The sequence below is a fragment of the Amycolatopsis balhimycina FH 1894 genome, assembly GCF_000384295.1.
Classification (GTDB): Bacteria; Actinomycetota; Actinomycetes; order Mycobacteriales; family Pseudonocardiaceae; genus Amycolatopsis; species Amycolatopsis balhimycina.
Map to the genome: position 1 here is coordinate 10086038 of NZ_KB913037.1, position 17395 is coordinate 10103432.

At 72.8% G+C, this 17395-nt stretch carries 20 protein-coding genes; 5 read left to right on the forward strand and 15 right to left on the reverse strand.

The window, feature by feature from the left end:
- Positions 1–106: 106 nt before the first annotated feature.
- The 5 genes from A3CE_RS0146460 to A3CE_RS57110 form a co-directional block, all read right to left on the reverse strand.
- Entirely contained in the window at positions 107–1291 is a 1185-nt protein-coding gene (locus tag A3CE_RS0146460; protein WP_020646979.1) for a hypothetical protein, read from the reverse strand.
- Positions 1292–1315: 24 nt separating this feature from the next.
- Positions 1316–2725: a hypothetical protein gene (locus tag A3CE_RS0146465; RefSeq protein ID WP_020646980.1), complete on the reverse strand. Its 1410-nt coding sequence runs from the start codon at positions 2723–2725 to the stop codon at positions 1316–1318.
- Positions 2722–3177: a hypothetical protein gene (locus A3CE_RS0146470; RefSeq protein ID WP_020646981.1), complete on the reverse strand. Its 456-nt coding sequence runs from the start codon at positions 3175–3177 to the stop codon at positions 2722–2724. The genes A3CE_RS0146465 and A3CE_RS0146470 overlap by 4 nt, the downstream gene beginning before the upstream one ends.
- Complete coding sequence (locus tag A3CE_RS0146475) at positions 3174–4451, reverse strand: hypothetical protein (RefSeq protein WP_020646982.1); 1278 nt, start codon at positions 4449–4451, stop codon at positions 3174–3176. The genes A3CE_RS0146470 and A3CE_RS0146475 overlap by 4 nt, the downstream gene beginning before the upstream one ends.
- A gap of 157 nt (positions 4452–4608) precedes the next feature.
- On the reverse strand, positions 4609–5397 hold the full coding sequence (locus A3CE_RS57110) for a hypothetical protein (protein ID WP_026469527.1): 789 nt from the start codon (positions 5395–5397) through the stop codon (positions 4609–4611).
- 303 nt (positions 5398–5700) lie between these two features.
- On the opposite strand from A3CE_RS57110, the gene A3CE_RS57115 reads away from it, so the two are divergent.
- Complete coding sequence (locus A3CE_RS57115) at positions 5701–6093, forward strand: helix-turn-helix domain-containing protein (protein ID WP_245589728.1); 393 nt, start codon at positions 5701–5703, stop codon at positions 6091–6093.
- Between the two features lie 370 nt (positions 6094–6463).
- Here A3CE_RS57115 and A3CE_RS0146495 read toward each other — a convergent pair whose 3' ends face one another.
- The 7 genes from A3CE_RS0146495 to A3CE_RS0146525 are packed head-to-tail and all read right to left on the reverse strand — an operon-like array spanning position 6464 to position 10464.
- Positions 6464–6973, reverse strand: coding sequence for a methylated-DNA--[protein]-cysteine S-methyltransferase (locus A3CE_RS0146495; RefSeq protein WP_020646984.1), 510 nt, complete (start codon positions 6971–6973; stop codon positions 6464–6466).
- On the reverse strand, positions 6973–7350 hold the full coding sequence (locus tag A3CE_RS0146500) for a type 1 periplasmic-binding domain-containing protein (protein ID WP_020646985.1): 378 nt from the start codon (positions 7348–7350) through the stop codon (positions 6973–6975). Before A3CE_RS0146500 ends, A3CE_RS0146495 begins: the two co-directional genes overlap by 1 nt.
- On the reverse strand, positions 7347–8060 hold the full coding sequence (locus A3CE_RS0146505; protein ID WP_020646986.1) for a 2OG-Fe(II) oxygenase: 714 nt from the start codon (positions 8058–8060) through the stop codon (positions 7347–7349). The genes A3CE_RS0146500 and A3CE_RS0146505 overlap by 4 nt, the downstream gene beginning before the upstream one ends.
- Positions 8057–8650 (reverse strand): methylated-DNA--[protein]-cysteine S-methyltransferase, encoded by a 594-nt coding sequence (locus A3CE_RS0146510; protein WP_020646987.1) that lies wholly within the window; start codon positions 8648–8650, stop codon positions 8057–8059. The genes A3CE_RS0146505 and A3CE_RS0146510 overlap by 4 nt, the downstream gene beginning before the upstream one ends.
- On the reverse strand, positions 8647–9123 hold the full coding sequence (locus A3CE_RS0146515; protein ID WP_020646988.1) for an RNA polymerase sigma factor: 477 nt from the start codon (positions 9121–9123) through the stop codon (positions 8647–8649). The genes A3CE_RS0146510 and A3CE_RS0146515 overlap by 4 nt, the downstream gene beginning before the upstream one ends.
- A 35-nt stretch (positions 9124–9158) precedes the next feature.
- Entirely contained in the window at positions 9159–9923 is a 765-nt protein-coding gene (locus tag A3CE_RS0146520; protein WP_043791481.1) for a putative protein N(5)-glutamine methyltransferase, read from the reverse strand.
- Positions 9924–9936: 13 nt separating this feature from the next.
- Positions 9937–10464, reverse strand: a complete 528-nt coding sequence (locus A3CE_RS0146525; RefSeq protein ID WP_020646990.1) for a L,D-transpeptidase — start codon at positions 10462–10464, stop codon at positions 9937–9939.
- Positions 10465–10571: 107 nt separating this feature from the next.
- Between A3CE_RS0146525 and A3CE_RS0146530 the strand changes: the two genes are divergently transcribed.
- The 4 genes from A3CE_RS0146530 (at position 10572) to A3CE_RS0146545 (ending at position 13533) form a co-directional block, all read left to right on the forward strand.
- Positions 10572–11102, forward strand: a complete 531-nt coding sequence (locus tag A3CE_RS0146530; RefSeq protein ID WP_245589729.1) for a copper resistance CopC family protein — start codon at positions 10572–10574, stop codon at positions 11100–11102.
- A gap of 146 nt (positions 11103–11248) precedes the next feature.
- The gene (locus A3CE_RS0146535; RefSeq protein WP_020646992.1) at positions 11249–12457 is read left to right on the forward strand and encodes a cytochrome P450; all 1209 of its coding nucleotides are present in this window, start codon (positions 11249–11251) and stop codon (positions 12455–12457) included.
- 32 nt (positions 12458–12489) lie between these two features.
- Positions 12490–12879 carry a hypothetical protein gene (locus tag A3CE_RS0146540; protein WP_020646993.1) on the forward strand — a complete coding sequence of 130 codons (390 nt, stop codon included), beginning with the start codon at positions 12490–12492 and terminating at the stop codon, positions 12877–12879.
- A 3-nt stretch (positions 12880–12882) separates the two neighbouring features.
- Positions 12883–13533 carry a response regulator gene (locus A3CE_RS0146545; RefSeq protein ID WP_026469530.1) on the forward strand — a complete coding sequence of 217 codons (651 nt, stop codon included), beginning with the start codon at positions 12883–12885 and terminating at the stop codon, positions 13531–13533.
- A 65-nt stretch (positions 13534–13598) separates the two neighbouring features.
- Here A3CE_RS0146545 and A3CE_RS0146550 read toward each other — a convergent pair whose 3' ends face one another.
- The 3 genes from A3CE_RS0146550 to A3CE_RS0146560 all read right to left on the reverse strand — a co-directional run bounded on the left by A3CE_RS0146550 (position 13599) and on the right by A3CE_RS0146560 (position 17331).
- Entirely contained in the window at positions 13599–14756 is a 1158-nt protein-coding gene (locus A3CE_RS0146550) for a S53 family peptidase (RefSeq protein WP_020646995.1), read from the reverse strand.
- Positions 14757–14770: 14 nt separating this feature from the next.
- The gene (locus A3CE_RS0146555; protein ID WP_020646996.1) at positions 14771–16882 is read right to left on the reverse strand and encodes a hypothetical protein; all 2112 of its coding nucleotides are present in this window, start codon (positions 16880–16882) and stop codon (positions 14771–14773) included.
- Between the two features lie 119 nt (positions 16883–17001).
- Entirely contained in the window at positions 17002–17331 is a 330-nt protein-coding gene (locus tag A3CE_RS0146560; protein ID WP_020646997.1) for a hypothetical protein, read from the reverse strand.
- Positions 17332–17395 lie beyond the last annotated feature (64 nt).

A 17395-nucleotide genomic window follows, 5' to 3' on the forward strand; every position in this document is an offset into this window, starting at 1 on the left:
AGGTGCGCTCCCGGCCTGCACGGGGCGGAACCTCCGCCGGCCGGTCGCGAGCACCTCATCCGCGGGGCGGCGCATCACCGAGGTGACTTGCCGTTCTGGTATCGGGTCAATCGCGTCGCGAAAGCGTCACGGCCCCCGGCCGGTGGCCGTTGCGCCTCGGCGTCACCGGCCGGTCGGCGCGGCTCTCCGCGGCGACCCCGGCCGGGCGCTGGCGGTCGATCGGCAGCACTCCCGGCGAGCTCGTCCGGTCCGCCACCCGCAGCGACTGCGCCGACGTGATCCACTCTTCGGCAGGCTCGGCGATCTCCAGCAGCAGCGCCTCGAACTCCGACCGCGTCGTCTCCAGGATGTGCGGGGCGGCGAGCCAGCGCAGCACCTGCCGCCCGGTGACCGCCATCCGCTGCCGCGGCGACGACACCAGCCGTTCGTCGAAGTACCGGATCAGCACCTTGTCGACGGTGTCCCAGGCGTTCGTCGCGCCGAACAGGTCGCGGACGTCCTCCGCGCCCAGGATCCGGAACGCCTCGGTCAGCAGCTGCATCACCTCGACGCGGAGCACGTTCAAGTGACCGTAGGAGGTGAACTTCAGGTTGTTCCGCAGATCCAGCCCGCCGCGCCGGACCACGGCGACGCTGCCGAAGCTCGGGTCGTAGGCCCGTTCCCGGATGACGTCGGAGATCCGCTTGTCCCGCCAGAACAGCGCGACCTGGTTGTTGAACTGCGTGAACAGCTGGTGGAAGTCGGTGTTCGGCCGGGCGTTGGCCGAACCCAGGCCACGGCCGTAGCCGAGCACGCGCCGGTACGCGTCGATCCGGTCACGCTTGGTGTAGCGCAGCACGTCGCGCCGGTCGAACCGGTACAGCCCGAACGCGCCCGGTCCGTCCGACAACCGGATCGCGCCGCGCTGGAACAGCTCCTGCAGCTTCTGGACGACGCGGAACACGCCGATCCGCTCGTGCTGGTAGAGGTAGTACAGGTCGCCGACGGCGATGACGCGTTCCGAAGCGACGGTCTCGTCGTACGCGTCGACGCCCGGTGGCATGCTCGTCTGGCCGAGGTCCGGCGCGCTCGTGTCGCCGATGCCCACCAGCGACGCGATCCCGCCGTCGGCCGGCCCCGGCTTCGTCCGCTGGTCGGTCTCGACCGCGACGAGCATGTCGTCCAGCTGCTTGAGCAGGGCGTCGCCCAGCTTCGGGTCGCTCCCCAGCTCGTTGGCCAGCTTGCCCGCGACCTGCCCGCGCAGCGCCGCGACGCGGTCGAACAGTTCCCGGTATTCCTTCTCGGTCCCCATGGTGTCCCTCCCGTGCGGGTCCGGTTACTGCCCGGACCGCTTGCGCGGCGCCCGGGTCTTCGGCGTCTCCGCCTCGGATGGCTCGGATGGATCGGCCGCCTCCGCGGCGTTCCCTTCGCGAAGCTCGGCGACGGACGGCACCACCGGCCGACGTCCCGCCGGGCCGGTCGGCGGCGGCGCCGTCGGCACCGGCGGCAGCGTGACCAGCGGGCCCGGCGGGGACGTGGGCGGTGGTCCCGGGTTCCCGATCGGCCCGGCGATCCGGACGATCTCCTGCAGGTGGTCGTCGAGTTCGTCGATGGCCCGCTGCACGCGGAAGCTGAAGAAACCGGGCGGCAGCGTCGCGCGGAAGTTGTCCGGCACGTCGCGGTTGTCGCCGTTAGGGCTCTGCCGGGGCAGGCCCGCGACGATCTGCCGCAGCTGCGTCGCGACCTGCACGAACGCCGTGCCGACGCCTTCCCGGCCCGCGGATTCGATCAGCTGGCCGCCTTCGACGGAAGCGAAGTCGCGGACCCAGCGCAGCAGCCCGCCCAGCGACATCGTGCCGCCGTCCGTTGCGGGGACGGGGATCCGCAGCACCTCGAGGTCCTCCTGCTGGATGAACACCGACTGCAGCATCGCGATCACCTCGTCGACCTGAGCCGCGGTGGCGGCCAGGAGCTGCGAGAGCGCGACCACGGCCGGGCCGAAGAACGGCTGCCCGGTCGCCGGCTGCGAGAAGGGGTCGATCCGGTCGCGCGAGTCGAGCCAGCCCCGGAACAACGACACCACCCAATCCGTCAGCGTGATGAAGGAGGTCTGGACGCGCTCCTCTTCGATCGTGTTGACCTGGCCGGAAATCAGGCCGAACTCGTCGCGCAGCCGGCCGAGGTGACCGCCGACGCGGTCGGCGTCCGTGTCGCCGGACCCGCCCCCGCCCGACGTCGTGGCGGGCCCCAGCAGCAGCGAGAAGAGCTGGTCGACCCGGGGCACGCGGATGAGCGGGCTCTCCAGTTCCTGGCGGATCTGTTCCAGGTCGTGCCGCACCAGAGCGCGGAAACCCTCGGCGTTCTCCGGATCAGCGTTCGTCCTCAGTGGACGGAGCGAGTCGAGCAGCGCCAGCGCGTCCTTCGCCGCGCTGCGGGCCCGGGCGGCCAGGGACGCCTGGCCGCCGGTGACCGCGCCCAGGTCCGCCTGGATGGCGTAACCCCGCGGAGTCCACGTCGCCTCCGTGCGTCCCTGCGCCCCGGACAGCTTGAAGCTGCCGGTCAACGCGGCGACGAAACCCTTCGTGTCGCCTTCCCGCCACCGCCAGCCCAGAACGTCGCTGATCGCCTGCTCGGCCAGCTTGCCCGTCGTCGGCGCCGAGGAGTACTGCCGCGCCGGCGACGGGTACGCCGTGTCGAATTCCTGAGCGGGCGGCAGCTGCGCGCCGCGGTCGTCGTTGATCGTCATCGGTGTGCCCCACATCCGTCGAGTTCGGCCAGTTCCACTGCTTCCCGCCAGCACCGCAGCATCGCGTCCTCCGCGTCCCGCAACGCGTCCGCGCAGCGGTCGGCTCCGCGCCGGACGCCCTTCACCCACCCGCGCCACTCCGTCTCCCGCCCCTGGACCCCGCGCAGGAGCGCGGAAACCTCGGTGTGGGACCGGTATTCGTCGTCGATCCGGCGCCGGACCCACAGCAGCGCCGCCGCCGTCGTGTGCAGCCCATCGGCGGTGGCCGGCGCGAGCGTCGCCGCCTGGAGCTCGGCGGCGCCGTCGGTGACGACCTCGGCGAGGTGGTCGGCGACCGCGAGCCCTTCACCGCCCGGCCGGTCCTCGCACACGGCCAGCTCCAGCGCGTGCCACGCGTCGGCCAGGAGGCGGACCTTGCCGGCCAGCACGGTGAATTCGGCCCGGAACGTCATCGCGACTTCCTCCCCAGCTCCTCCATGAAGAACCCGACCAGCCGCTGGGGTGGTGCCATCCGCTCGTCGAGTGCGAACCGGACCGCGCCGATGAGGAACCGTTCCGGCACCACCCCGGGGGAGACGCCGTCGGCGAGCCGCTCGGCGGCCTCCTCGATCATCGCCTGCTCCTTGGGCTCGAACCGCAGCACCCGGGCCAGCGGCCGGTGCCCGAGGGAGGGGAACGACGTGAAGCACATCGCGTCCACCACCGCGGGGATCGCCGTGGCGGCCGTGGCCTGCAGTGCGCCCGGGGCGCCGGAGAGCCGGGCACCAGGATAGAGCCGCCGCCACAGCTCGGCGTAGGAGTCCGCGTGCCGGCGGAACCCGATGCGCCGCAACAGCTCCACCGACAGTTTCGCGCGCAGGTACGGCACGGGGTGCACCGCGCGCGGTGAGAAGCCGAGAGTCTCCGGCCCGGTCCGGCCGATGACGTCGAAGAGCGAGCCGACCACCGCCGGGCCGCCCAGCAGCACGGCGGCCAGGTCCGCGAACGTCTCGCGGTTCCAGCGGACCCAGATCGCCACGATCGGCCGAGGCACGCCCGCTTCGGTGAGCCGGGCCGCCACCTGCAGGGGAATCGCGCGCGCCAGGCCGAGATCGTTCTGCAGGTTGTGGCTGACCTCGTGCAGGATCGCGCCGAGCGTCCACGGGTTGACCAGCCGGTGGTACGGCAGCTGGATGAGCGGGAACGGGTTCAACCGGTTTCCCAGGCGCCGCAGCGGAATCCCGCGCCGCGAGGTCGCCGGGCCGCCGCCGTGGCGCAGGTAGCAGAACGGCGGCGGCGTCGGGATCGGCCGCCAGCGCCCGAGGCCGAGATAGGCGTACTGGTAGCAGTCCAGGGCGATCCGGTCCCCGGCCACCAGCCACGGCGCGAACGCGGTCTGCCGCTGGTTGAACAGGTCGAGGTAGAAGTCCCAGACCTGTTCGGTCGCCCGCACCCAGCGGTGCGCCCGCGCCTTCGCGCGCAGCAGCGGTTCCGGATCGGCCGGCTCCGCGGCCGCCCGGCGCACCCCCTGTACCGCGGTGTGCAGCGGCTCGCGCAGCGTCGCCATCATCCGGTTGACCGCGGCCAGGTGCGCCCGGCTCGGTCCGGTCGCCGGGTCGCCGAACTCCTCCCAGCGGAACGGCCGCAGCGCGTCGAGGTGCCGCCGCGCGTTGACGGCCTGGGTCCGCGCCCAGCCCGAAAGGTCTTCCCCGGTCGCCGGTCGTGCCCGCCGGGATCCGGTGGGCACGGCTGTGACAGCTGGGTCTTCGCCCCAGGCCGGGGGCTCTGCCACCCGGAACCCCCGAAGAGCGGCTGTGACAGCTTGGGCTTCGTCCCGGGCCGGGGGCTCCGCCGTCCGGAGCCCCCGAGAAGCGGAACGGACAGCGGTCCGGGCGGCCCGCAGCTCAGCGGCGGCGCGCACGGCCGCGCGCCTTGCGGCGTCCCGCACCGGTGCGCGCCCGTGCCGAGCGGGCGTGCCGGGCGGCGTGCTGGTGCCGGTGGTGCTGCTGGTGACGGTGGTGGTGCCGGTGGTGCCGGTGGCGCTGCGGGCCGTTCGCGGCGTGCACGGTGTGGCCGACCAGCCGCCGGGTGACGTAGTGCGCATCGATCGGGCGGCCATCGGCGTAGCGGCGGCCGATGTCGCGCGCGGTCCGGCCGAGGATCCGCGGCACGTGGCGGACGGCGTGCCGGGTGGCGGGGTTGCGCCACAGCCGCCGGCCCAGGTTGATCGCGCCGCGGATGAGCTGCGGCCCGTGCTTGACGATCTTCGGCAGGGCCCATTTCGCGGCCTGGAACGCGAGCGGCGCGAGTGCGCCGAGAAACGCCTCGGCCTCCTGCTCGGTCTCCGCGTTTTCGGCCTGGAACGCCAGCTGGGCCATCATTTCCGCGTCCGAGTACACGCGCCGGGCCGGATTGCTGAAACCCTCGCCCTCGAACTCGAATTCCGCTTCCAGCTCACGGACGACCGCTTCGAACTCGGCCTCCGCCTCGTCCTCGTAGTCGTCCTCGTCTTCGTCCTCGTCTTCGAGCTCGTATTCCAGCTCCCCGGCGAGCCCGCCGAACTCGTCTTCGTCCTCGTCCTCGTCCTCCAGCTCACCGAGGCCGACCTCCAGCTCGCCTTCGAGCTCGGCCTCCAGCTCCCGGTCCAGCTCGTCTTCCAGCTCGCCTTCCACGGCCGGGTAACGACGGCTCATTACGTTCCCCTCTCCTTTGCTGAGACACCCGCGATGCCCGGCGCCGTGCGTCCGTGAGCACCCGGCTCAGTCCACGCCGCGCGGGGCCGGGCGGGTAGTGGCACGTCCGCGGCGGACGCAACCGGACTAGACCACCGATGTCACACAAACCGACGATGCGCGGCCGACGTTTTGGGGGTTTCCTGGACAAGGAGGAGAAGCGGGAAAATCGGGGGAGAAATGTCGATGACGACGAGTTTGTCGGCTCCAGCGGCACCCATGTTCGGTCCGAGGCGTCATCGGACGGGCGCGCGGGCCGCGGTGGTGAGCGATGACGAAACGGTCCGAAGCCTGGCCAGGGCGCTGGTCCGCCGGGTGGCCGAGCTGGCCGACCCGGACGCGGCCGGGCGGCGCCCGCTGCTGGACCTGACGGAGCTGGGGGTCCGTTGCCTGCTCGTGCCGGTGGTGCCGTCGGCGCACGACCTGCTGAGCCCGCGCGAGCACGAGATCGCCCGCATGGTCGGTCAGGGGTACACCAACCGGGCGATCGCCCGCGTGCTCGACATCAGCCTGTACACGGTGTCGGCGCACATGCGGCGGATCTTCACGAAGCTCGGGGTGGGCACGCGAGCCGCGATGGTGGCGGCGCTGTCGGGCCAGGACTCGCTCGCGGAGGCGGCCGCCGGGGGACTTCCGGTACTCGGCGACACCGACTAGCGTCGCCCGTCCCGAGGTTCGCCGGCAGCGGCCCGGCGATGCGCCCCAGGTGGCCTTCGGTGCGGGGGATGCGCCCCGAGGTGGCCTTTCGGTGCGTCTCACGCACCCAAGGCGGCCCTCGGTGCTCCTGCCATGCCACCGCCGTCAACGGAGGCGCCTCGGTGCCGATTCAAACGCGGCCAAGGCCGCCTTGGGGCGTCTCCGGACTCCGTTCGGCGGGAACGCGTCGGCCGCTCCCGGCGGTCCGTGGTGATCGGCGCCGGAAGCCGGCCGGGGTCTTCGCCGAGCGATGGCCTGGCGCGTTCTCGACGTCCTGATCGCCGTGACCATGACCGGCCTCGGCGCGGCGATGCTGCTCAGCCGCGTCTGATCACCAGAGGCCTCCGTGCGCCGGGCGTTCCAGGTCCAGCAGGAACGCCTTGCGTTTCAGCCCGCCCGCGTACCCGGTCAGCTTTCCGCCCTTCCCGACCACGCGGTGGCATGCCACCAGGATGCTCAGCGGGTTCCGCCCGACCGCCGCGCCGACTTCGTGCGGCAGCCCGCCGACCGCCCGGGCCAGGTCGCCGTACGTCGCTGTCGAGCCGTAGGGGATCTTCGCGATCTCGGCCCAGACAGCACGCTGGAACTCGTCGCCCTCGGCCCGCATCGGCGCGGCGAACTCCGTGCGCTGCCCGGCGAAGTACTCCTTCAGCTGACGAACGGCCTCGGGGAACGCCGAATCCGCACGCGTGCCGAACGCGGTACGGTCGGGCCGCGTCCAGTGGCCCGGGAAGTACAACCCGGTCACGACACCGCCGGAGCCGACGAGGGTCAGCGAGCCGATCGGGGAATCGACCGTGGCATGATCGACCGTGGCATGATCAATCGTGGCGTGGTCCATCATGCCTCCCAAGTGCTGCCGTCGGCCCGGGCGCCGCGCACGCCGGGCAGCCGGAAATCCGCCAGTGGCGCGGTGACGATCGTCCGATGTGGACTCCACGATGTCGACTGCCGCAGCCGGCTCGCCATTCCGGCCCAGCCGGCCGGCGTGGCGCTGACCACCCACACGTCCGGTTCCGGCGTCGCGAACCGCCGGGCCTGGCGCAGCCACGACGCCGCTGTCTCCGGCCAGGTCACCGTCGCCAGCACCAGGCCGCCCCACGCCGACGCGATCCGCGCGCCGCCGTCCCGCGACGCCGGGTCCGCCGCGGTGCCGATGACGACGTGGCGGGCCCGGCCGATCAGCCCCACGATCGCCTCGAGCTCGAGGGAGGTCATGCCGCGTCGTGGAACACGAGGCCGAGGGTGTGCCGGTGGCCCGAGCGGACCGCCGAGACGCCGTGGCGCACCGGGGCCGCCGACCAGCCGCGGGCCGAGCGGACCGGCCGGTCGCGGGTGGTGAACACGAGGCCCTGGCCCTGCGGGATCAGGGTCGCCGTGCCGCGCGACTGGGCCCGCGGCCGCTGCTCCACCAGCAGGAACTCGCCGCCGGTGTGGTCGGTGCCCGGGTCGTTGAGGTTGATCACGACCTGCAGCGGGAACACCTTGTCGCCGTAGAGGTCCCGGTGCAGTGCGTTCCAGCCGCCCGGCTCGTAGCGCAGCAGGATCGGCGTGGGCCGCCGCTGCCCGGCGGCGTGGCAGACGGCCAGCCACTCGTCCAAAGTGGACGGCCACTCCGCCTCGCGGCCGAGCCGGGCGTGCCAGTCCCGCGCGATCGGCAGCAGCCGTGGGTAGAGCGCCTTGCGCAGCCGCTGGACGGGCTCGGGAAACGGCGCGGCGAAGTAGCGGTAGTCGCCGTGGTCCCCGAAGCGGTGGCGCCGCAGGTTCACCGTCGCCCGGAAGTGCGATGGCTCTTCCCACAGCGTGATCAGCCGGGCGCACTCGGCCGGGGTCAGCAGCGGGGGCAGGAGCGCGCAGCCGTAGTCGTCGACCTCCGCCGCCACCGCGTCCCAGTCGGCTGCCGCGACCCGCTTTTCGAACGCTGTCACGCCGCCTCCATCGTCAGGAGGGTCCGCTTGGCTTCCTCGCCGCCCGCGTACTGGCCGTACGACCCGTCGGACCGGACGACCCGGTGGCACGGCACCACCACCGGCAACGGGTTGAGCGCGCACGCGGTGCCGACCGCGCGGACCGCCTTAGGGCTGCCCGCGGCCGCCGCGACCTGCGCGTAGCTCTCGGTGCGCCCGTAGGCGATCTCCGGCAGGTGCTCCAGCACGGACAGGCGGAACCCGCGGGCCAGCCGGAAGTCCAGCGGCACGTCGAAGGCGCGCCGCCCGCCCGCGAAGTACTCGTCGAGCTGCCGGACGACCGGGGCAAGCCGGGCGGGCGCCCGCAGGATCCGCGGGCTGATCGTCTTGGCCAGCTCGGCCAGCACGGCCTCGTGGTCCTGGCGGTCGAAGGCCACCTTGACCAGGCCCTGCTCGGTCGCGGCCAGCAGGAGCGACCCGACCGGCGTGTCGACGGTGTGGTAGGCGACGTCCAGCAGCCCCTCCCGGGAAGCGGCTTCGGTGAGCTGCTCGTGCAGGCGGTCCGGGAGGACCTCGTAGGGCACCGGAAGCGACGCGATGATGTCGATCATGAGTGCGCTCCTTCCAAGGGATAGGTGGCCCGCAGGGCTTTGATGCCGTCGGCGGCCGCCCGGCGGGCGGCGTCGGTGCTGCCCCCGGTGATCTCCGCGATCTCGCGGTAGGGCAGCCCGGCCAGGTAGTGGTAGGCGACGGCGGCGCGCTGCTTGTCCGGCAGCCTTGCCAGCGCTTCCCACAGGTCGCCGTCGCGGGTGTCGGCGTGGCCGGGCCGGTCCGGGATCTCGCCGACCGGAACCGGCCGGCGCGCCTGGGCACGGGTGACGTCGACGGCCTTGCGGTGCGCGATCGTGACGAGCCACGCCTGGACGTTCGCGTCGGCGGGCAAGCCGGGGTACGCCTTCAGGGCCGCCAGGAAGGTCTCCGACCAGGCGTCTTCGGCGTCGGCCGGGCCGAGCACGGCCCGGCAGACCCGGAGGACCATCGGCCCGTGCTCGGCCACGATCTGCTCGAACGGTTTCACGATCACACCTGGTAGACGTCCGGGGCCGCCGGAACGTGAGATCAGATCTCGGCGGTGCCGGTCACGACGGTCGCGCCCTGTTCTTCGGACTCGTGCACCCCGGGCGTCAACCCGGCCGCGGCGAGGATCCGGCTCAGCACGGGCGCCTGCCGTTCACTCGATTCGATCAGCACGGTGCCGCCCGGCGCCAGCCAGCGGGGCGCGCCCGCGGCGACCCGGCGGGCGAGGTCGAGGCCGTCCGCGCCGCCGTCGAGCGCCACGAGGGGCTCGTGCAGCCGGGCCTCCGGCGGCATGGTCGCCACGGCCTCCGACGGGACATACGGCACGTTGGCCAGCAGGACGTCGACGCGGCCACGCAGGGAAGCCGGCAGGGCGTCGTAGAGATCGCCCTGGTGGACCCGGGCGTCCGGGAGGTTCACGCGGGCGCACTCGACGGCGGCGGGTTCGACGTCGGCCGCGTGCAGCTCACTCGGCCGCACCGCCGCGGTGAACGCGGCGCCGAGCGCGCCCGAGCCGCAGCAGAGGTCGAGGACCACCGGGTCCGGTGGCGCGAGCGAGACGGCGACGTCGACCAGGAACTCGGTGCGGTGCCGGGGGACGAACACCCCCGGCCGCACGACGACGCGAAGGCCGTGGAACTCGGCCCAGCCGAGCAGGTGCTCCAGCGGGAGCCCGGCGACCCGGCGCTCCACCAGCGAGTCGAGCTCGGCGGGAGTCGAGGCGGCCGCGACGAGCAGGTCCGCCTCGTCCTCGGCGAACACGCAGCCCGCGGCGCGCAGCCGGGAGACGACATCAGGAATGGCCAACAAGGGGACGAGCCTACAAGACCTGCACCGCGTCCCCGACGTTCAGCCCGTCGAAGAACGCCGCCGAGTCGGTGTCCGTGAGGTGGACACAGCCGTGCGAAGGCGCGTCCAGCGGCCCGGCGTGGAACGCGATGCCGCCGGCCGCGAAGAACACCGAGTTGGGCATGTCGGTGCCGTAGACGCTGCTGCGGTGCTCGCGGTCCTTCCACACGACGTGGAACGACCCGGCCGGCGTCGCGTCCTCCGGCGGCCCGAACCCGGCCTGGACCGGGCCGCGCACGACCCGGCCGTCCCGCAGCAGCCAGGCCAGCCGCTGCGCCAGGCTCACGCAGGCCCCGGTGGTGACGGCGCACGGCGGCGGGGGCGGCAGCGTTTTCGTGTGCGGCGGGGTTTTCGTGTGCGGCGGGGTCGTCGTAGGCGGCGGGGTGGTGGTCAGCGGGACCGGCTCCGCGATCGGGCTCGGCGTCGTGGTGTGCGGCGCCGCGCAGGCCGCCGTGACCAGCACCGATCCGAGCAGGGCCGCCACCCCGGTTCCGCGCATGCCGTTCCCTCCTCGCCGGGGATTCCTCCCGGAGAGCAGTACGGCTGAGCGGCCCCGGAGGTTGCGCCGGCCGGATGGGGCAGGATGTCCGAATGATCCTTCGTCGCGTGTTCGGAGCCGTACTGGCCGTCCTCACCGGGCTCGTCGTGCTCGCCGGGCCCGCCTCGGCCCACACCGAGCTCGTGTCGAGTTCACCCGCTGAAGGCGCTTCGCTCGCGACGGCTCCGACGCAGCTCCAGCTGACCTTCGGCGAGCCGGTCACGCTGCCGCCGGACCCGGTCAGGGTCATCGGCCGCGATGGCGCCAGGTGGCAGATCGCCACGCCGTCGGTGACGGGCGGGGTCGTGACGGTGCCGGTGACCCCGGCGGGCGGGGCCCAGGCCTACACACTGACCTGGAAAGTCATCGCGAAGGACGGCGACAACGTCACCGGCATCGTGCACTTCACGCTCACCGCCCCGGCGTCCGCCCAGGCGACTACGGCTACGACGGCGCCGACCGAGACGACCGCCGCGGCCGCGCCTGCCGCTGTCGGCACCACCGGCATTCCCGGCTGGGTGTGGGTCCTGGTCGCGGTCGCCGCCGTGCTCGCGGCGGGCGTCGTGCTGGTGCGCGTGCTGAAAGGTCCGAAACGCTGACCCGTCCACTATGGACAGTCGGGTGGCGTTAGCCCGAAAGTGCAGCGTTTCGCCTGATCACGGCCGCCCTGGGTACCGTGGACGGCAGGGGGACCGGGGGAGTGGGCCGTCCGCGCCCGGCCGCGCCCCCGGGGAGGAGCACCCCCATGACCGCCACCACGGACACCCCGCGCCTGCCGTTCGACCGGCCGAGCGTCCTCGAGATCGCGCCCCTGTTCGAGGTGCTGCGCCGCCAGGGGCCGGTGGTCGCGGTGACCACCCCGGCGGGTGACCCGGCCTGGCTGGTCACCGGGTTCGAGCAGGTCCGCGCGGTGTTCACCGACCCGAGGTTCGGCCGCTCGCACCCGGCACCGGAGGAGGCCTCGGCGCTGTCGGCCGCGGCCATCCTGAGCCGTCCGCAGGGCGACCACGAGACCGAGCACGCCGAACACGCGCGGATGCGGCGGCTGCTCGTGCCCGCGTTCTCCGCCAACCGGATCCGCCGGCTCGCCGGCCACGTCCAGGAGCTCGCCGACGGCTGCTTCGACGCGATGGACCGGGCCCGGCACGAGGACGAGCCGGTCGACCTGCACGAACACCTCTCGTTCCCGCTGCCGGTGCTGGTGATCTGCGAGCTGCTCGGCGTCCCCTACGAAGACCGCGGCACGTTCCGCGTGCTGTCGGAACGGATGGGCCGGATGGACATCGGCGACGGTGCGGACGCGGCGCTCGACGAGTTCGCCGGCTACATGAGCCGGCTCGCGGCGGTCAAACGCCGGCAGCCCGCCCAGGACGTCGTCTCCGACCTGGTCCGCGCGCAGGCCGACGACCCGTCCTTCGGCGACGGCGACGTCGCCCGGCTCGCCGCCGGCCTGCTGTTCGCCGGCCACGAAACGACGTCCAACCGGATCGACCTCGGCGTGCTGTACCTGCTCACCGACCTCGCCCGGCGCGACGCGCTGGCCGCCGACCCCGAAGGCCGCGTGCACGGGGTGGTGGAGGAGATTCTGCGGCTGGCCGCGCCGAGCGGCCTCGGCGTCCTGCGCTACGCCCACGACGACGTCGAGATCGGCGGCGTCGCCATCGCTCGCGGCGACGCGGTGGTCCTGGCGCTCGGAGCCGCGAACCGGGACCCGGCGGTGTTCCCGGCCGCCGGGACGTTCGACCCGGACCGCAAGCCGAACTCGCACATCAGCTTCGCCTACGGCGGCTGGTTCTGCATCGGCGCGAGCCTGGCCCGCACCGAACTGCGGGTCGTGTTCGGTTCGCTGCTCCGCCGGTTCCCCGGGCTGCGCCTGGCCGTGCCGGTGGATGAACTCGAGGTTCGGACGAACCGTGTCACCGGGGGAGTGGACCGCGTGCCGGTCCTCTGGTAGACCATCGGCGTCCGCTAGTGGAGGAACAAGACGTGACCCTGTGGGAAAAGCTCGGGATGGACGACAAGCTCGTCAAGGTGCTGAAGGAGATCCCGCCGGGACCCGACGCCGCCGAGTTCGGCCAGGCCTACGTCACGATCCACCAGCTGGCCGTTGAGCTGGACCAGCGGTTCCCCGAGGTGCGCACGCAGCTGGACGTGCCGCTGGGCGGCGGCGCGACCCGGCACGCCGGCCTCGTCGAGCTGCTCGGCAAGGAGCTGGTGGACAAGATCAAGCGCTACGGCGACGTCTACCCGATCGAGGCCGCGCAGCTGTCGTCCGTGCGGTTCCGTGAACTGCGGCTTCGCGGTCCCGGTGGGCGGGACCTGGTCGGCGCGTCGAAGAAGGACCTGCCGTTGATCCGCCTGCGGCCGAAGGACTGAGTGATGCTCGCCCCGCCGGTCCGGGTCCTCGTGGCCGACCGCGACCCGGCGGTGCGGGCCCGCGTGGGCACGATCCTCGGCGAGGCCGACGGCATCGAGGTGGTCGGTTCGGCCCCCGACGCGACGGCGGCGCTGGTCACCCTCCGGCGGCGGCTGCCGGACGTGATCCTGCTGGACCTGCGCCTGGGACTGCCGGTGCGGGAGCCGGTTTCCCGGCGGTCCGCGGTGGTGGCGCTGGCGGCGTTCGACTCGGACGCGGGAATCCTGCGCGCGCTGCGGGACGGCGCGGCCGGGTTCCTGCTGCGCTCGGCCCGCCGCAACGAACTGGTCAAGGTGGTCCGCCTGGCCGCGGACGGCCACCTGGTGCTGTCCCCCGACGCGACCCGCCGGCTGGTGTCGGCGGCGACCCGGTTGTCCGGCCCGCGCGACGAGCGGCTGGCGCAGGTGGACCGGTTGTCGGCCCGCGAGACCGACGTGCTCGTCGCGATCGGGGCGGCGCTGACGAACGCCGAAATCGCCTCGCGGCTCGGCCTCCCGGAGCCGGTGGTGCGCGACTGCGTCGCGAGGGTGGTGCGCAAGCTCGGCTGCGCGCACCGGACGGCGGCGGGGCTGCTGGCGTACGAGCGTGGGTTGTGCCGTCCGGGCGTGAATTGACGTGAACGACTCTTTCCTGATGTCCGACGACAGGAAAGAGTCGTTCATGACATGCCTGCTCGCCGTCAGAAGCCGGCGAGGCCGTCCGGGACGCCGACGCCCGTCGGAGCGTCGTAACCCGGGCCCGCGAGGCACAGGTAGTCGCCGCCGCACTTCTGGCCCGTGCCCGTCCGGTCGTTGCTGCCCGTGGTCACGTCGGTGAACGAACCGGCCTTGGCGTACAGGCCGGCCGGCTGAACCGCTCCCGCGTGCCCGGACCGGCCGGCCAGCCCGGCGACGAACGGCGCCGAGGCGCTGGTGCCGTTCACGCTGATCCAGCCGCCGGCGTCGGCGAAGTGGATGGCGATGTCCTCCGCCACCGCGGCGATGTCCGCTACCGTTCGCTTGGCGCAGTGGGTGTCCGCCTGCCACGCCGGTTTCGCGATGTACGCCGAACAGCCGCTGCCGCCGCGTCGCCACGCCGACTCCGTCCAGCCCCGCGGGGAGTCCGGGTCGCGGGCCAGCGACGTCCCGCCGACGGCGATCGTCGAGGCCACCACCGCCGGATAGCTCGCCGCTGTGAAACCGGTGTCGCCCGAGGACGCCACGACCGTGACGCCCGGGTGCTGGTAGTGGCTCGCGAAGGCCAGCGGAGTGCTGCCTTCGCGCGCGCCGTAGCTGTTCGACACCACCTTCGCGCCCAGCAGGACCGCTGTGTCCTCCGTCTCCGCGAGGTCGGCGAACCCGGGCGAATGGCCTTCCACCACGACGATCCGGCACGACGGGCACGCCGCCGACACCATCGAGACGTCCAATGTGGACTCCATCGCCCAGCCGGAGTCCTCCGGCGGCAGGGGAGCCGGCGTGCCCTGCTGGTTCACCTTCCGGAAGCAGCCGTTCGCCGTGGTGCACGGCGGCAGGCCGTACTGCGTCCGGTAGGCGGCGAGGTCGGCCTCCAGGCTCGGGGCGTCATAGGCGATCGAGATGCCGACGACGGTGTCCGGCCCCGGCTGGCCGGGCAGCCGGTAGGCCGACGCGAGGTCGCCGGCACCCCAGCCGGCCGGGCCGTCGACCAGGGTGCGCGCCGCACCCGGTGTGTACGTCGTGAGGCACCGCAGGACGTCCGGACCGGTGTCGGGACACGCCGGGCGCGGGACCGGCGCCGCGGACGCGGCCGGGGCGACCGCGCACCCGATGGCCGCCGCCGCGCACACCGACGTCAGCGCGCGAATCAATGTGTTCACTGTGGACATTCCCCTCAGTACGGATAGACGTGGTAGGCGGCGGTGATCGTCTCGGCGATCGTCGCCCCGGCGGCGTCGGTGGCCGTGACGCGCAGCGAGACGTCCGTGGCCGCGGTGAAGTCCGCGTGGAAGACGCCGTCGCCGCGGGGTGACATGGTCGCGTCCTGCCAGGTGGTGCCGTCCGTCGAGTACTGCACGGTCGCGGCCGTCACCGGCGAAGCGGTGCTCAGCTGCAGGTGCCCGACCGTGAGGTCCAAGCTCTGCGGGCCACGCGGGGCAGACCCGTCCAGACGCAGCCCGCCGACCGAGTAGCCGAGCGTCAGCATCGGCTCGACCGCGCACGACCGCTCCTGGCCACGCGCGCTGCAGTACAGCGCCGTCGGCAGCGTGCTGCCGTCGACGTGCTGCGACTTCCACGTCCACTCGGTGTGGCTCGCCGTGCTGAGGGCGTACATCGGGCCCGTGCGGCTCGCGTCGATGGTGAGGCCCAGCGTCGACGGCCCGGGGGCGACTTCCTGGGCCAAGCTCACCGCGGTCGACCCGGCGGTGGCGCCGCCCTCCGCGAGCTTCGCGCCGTCCTGGGTCAGCGTGTAGTGCCCGGTCAGCGTGTCCCGTGGCTCGGCGACGAACCCGAACCCGGTATGGCCGGCCTGGTTGTCGCTGAACGGGGTGACCGCCAGCCGCAGCAGGTCACCCGCCCGGGTGGCCGCCGGTTGCTCCGGGGCCCGGCCTTCGGTCAGGGGCAGCAGCGCCACGCGACCCGCCGCGTGCAGCGGGAACCGGTTCCAGTCCTCCGTGACGGTGGAACCGCCCTGGTAGAGGTGGAACGCTTCGTACTGAGCCCCGGCCCAGCGGGGATCCGGCCCGGGCACGACGTACTTCGAGAGCGCGCCGAACCAGATCAGGTCCGGCGCGGCCGAGACGTACTCCGTCTGCTTCCGGGGCAGCTCGATCGCGTGCGCCGGCCGGCCGCCGCCGTCCTCGAAGGAGAAGATGCCGCTGCGCTGGCGCAGCCCCATCGTGGCGTACTCGCTGAAGTAGGCGGCGTTGACGGTGGCGACGTCCTTCGCCGTGATCACGTACCACTGCTGCGGAATCGTGCCGATGGCCGCCTTCTGCACCACGTATTCGTACGGCGTGCCCGGTCCGGGCGGGGACACGAGCCTGCTGTACGGGTAGGTCTGCAGGGCCCCGGTGCGCACCGGGACGGCCGTCGGGGAGACCGAAATCGGCACGCCGGGCCCCGCGTCGAAGTCGATCACCTGTGCCGGCCCCGTCTTCGCGGCGCGGCGGAACAGGAACCCGTTGTCGTCGAGCAGCGCCGGACGCGGCGTCACCCAGGTCACCTTGCTGGACGCGCGCTTCGCGTCGACGCGGACGGTCGTGTCCGCCTTGACCGCGAACTCGGGCTGCGCGCTGAACCGCAGCTCGGTCGGGTTGCCGTCGGCGTCGGCCGTCCAGAAGACGCCGAGCGCGCTGTAGTTCCCGTCCGGCACGCTGAACTTCGCCGTGCCGCCCGAGAAGTAGTTCAGGGTTTCGTCCAGGTCGAGGAGGTTCCCGTCGTCGGTGTTGTACAGGAACGCCATACCGGTGCCGGCCGGCTTCCCGCCGATGTCGGTGGCGTCGACCGACACCGTGCGCATCACCGACCGCGGCTGGACGGCTTGCCGCTTCGGCGTCCCGGAGAGCGCGAAGCTCGCTCCACCGGCGAAGAGGCCTTGCCCGCCGAAATGCCCGCGCGCGTTGTCCTCTTTGAACTGCTTCGCCAGGGCGGCGCCGAAGGTCCTGGTGTCGGCCGGGGCTTTCGCGCCGGCCAGCACGGCCTTGACGTCGAACAGGCTCAAGTCCAGCCCACGCCCGAGGTAGGGGAGCGCGGTACCGGGGACCTCGTAGGCGCGACCGCCGAGCCGCAGGTGCACCAGCGCCCGCGCCATGCCTTTCCCGGCGGCCGGCTGGACCTCGAACGTGTCACGGCCGTCCGGAGTGGTCCGGACGGTGACGCGGTCTCCGGTGACGAGCGTCGCGGTCGACGGCGGGATCGCGGCGACCGCGGACGGCGGGGCGAGCCCGGCCAGGCCCGCCTGGCCCGCGAGCAGGACCCCGATGATGGACGAGCTTCTTCGCACTGGCGCCTCCGTGTGATGGCTGAGCACACTTCCGGAGAACCAGTTGCCTCGACCGTTGAAGGACGTTCACGATCTTGCCGGAATTACGCCGATCGGCTCAGCGACGCACCGTGGCGACGCTAGCCCTGGGCGCGTGCCTTCTCGAGCTCGGCGAGGAATTCCGCGACCTTCTTGCGGTCGCCGTAGTCGTACTGGAACGCGTTGCCGGCCAGCTTGTCGGCGAACATCGGCACATTCGTGACGACGTCGGGGGACGAATCCGGGGTCACGAACACGATCTTGCCCGGTTTCCACGCCGTCGCCGGGCTGTGCTCGACCCGGGTGATCTTCGCGACCGGGAACCGGTTCTTGGTGTCGTCGGGGACGATTCCCCAGCTCGTCGTCGCGATGCTGAGCGTGACGGTGTGTCCGTCGAAACGGATCGACCGGCGCCTGGACCTGATGTGCACGATGCCTCCCCGAAGGCCGCGCTCCGACTATCGCAGAGCACGCGGCCGGGGGAACAGGTGCTTT

Bases quoted from the DNA above. Each gene is read 5' to 3' on its own strand.
- A3CE_RS0146460 (WP_020646979.1), bottom strand. From the start codon at position 1,291: ATGGGGACCGAGAAGGAATACCGGGAACTGTTCGACCGCGTCGCGGCG.
- A3CE_RS0146545 (WP_026469530.1), top strand. From the start codon at position 12,883: ATGCTCGCCCCGCCGGTCCGGGTCCTCGTGGCCGACCGCGACCCGGCG.
- A3CE_RS0146495 (WP_020646984.1), bottom strand. From the start codon at position 6,973: ATGGACCACGCCACGATTGATCATGCCACGGTCGATCATGCCACGGTC.
- A3CE_RS57110 (WP_026469527.1), bottom strand. From the start codon at position 5,397: ATGAGCCGTCGTTACCCGGCCGTGGAAGGCGAGCTGGAAGACGAGCTG.
- A3CE_RS0146525 (WP_020646990.1), bottom strand. From the start codon at position 10,464: ATGCGCGGAACCGGGGTGGCGGCCCTGCTCGGATCGGTGCTGGTCACG.
- A3CE_RS0146500 (WP_020646985.1), bottom strand. From the start codon at position 7,350: ATGACCTCCCTCGAGCTCGAGGCGATCGTGGGGCTGATCGGCCGGGCC.
- A3CE_RS0146470 (WP_020646981.1), bottom strand. From the start codon at position 3,177: ATGACGTTCCGGGCCGAATTCACCGTGCTGGCCGGCAAGGTCCGCCTC.
- A3CE_RS0146510 (WP_020646987.1), bottom strand. From the start codon at position 8,650: ATGATCGACATCATCGCGTCGCTTCCGGTGCCCTACGAGGTCCTCCCG.
- A3CE_RS0146535 (WP_020646992.1), top strand. From the start codon at position 11,249: ATGACCGCCACCACGGACACCCCGCGCCTGCCGTTCGACCGGCCGAGC.
- A3CE_RS0146465 (WP_020646980.1), bottom strand. From the start codon at position 2,725: ATGACGATCAACGACGACCGCGGCGCGCAGCTGCCGCCCGCTCAGGAA.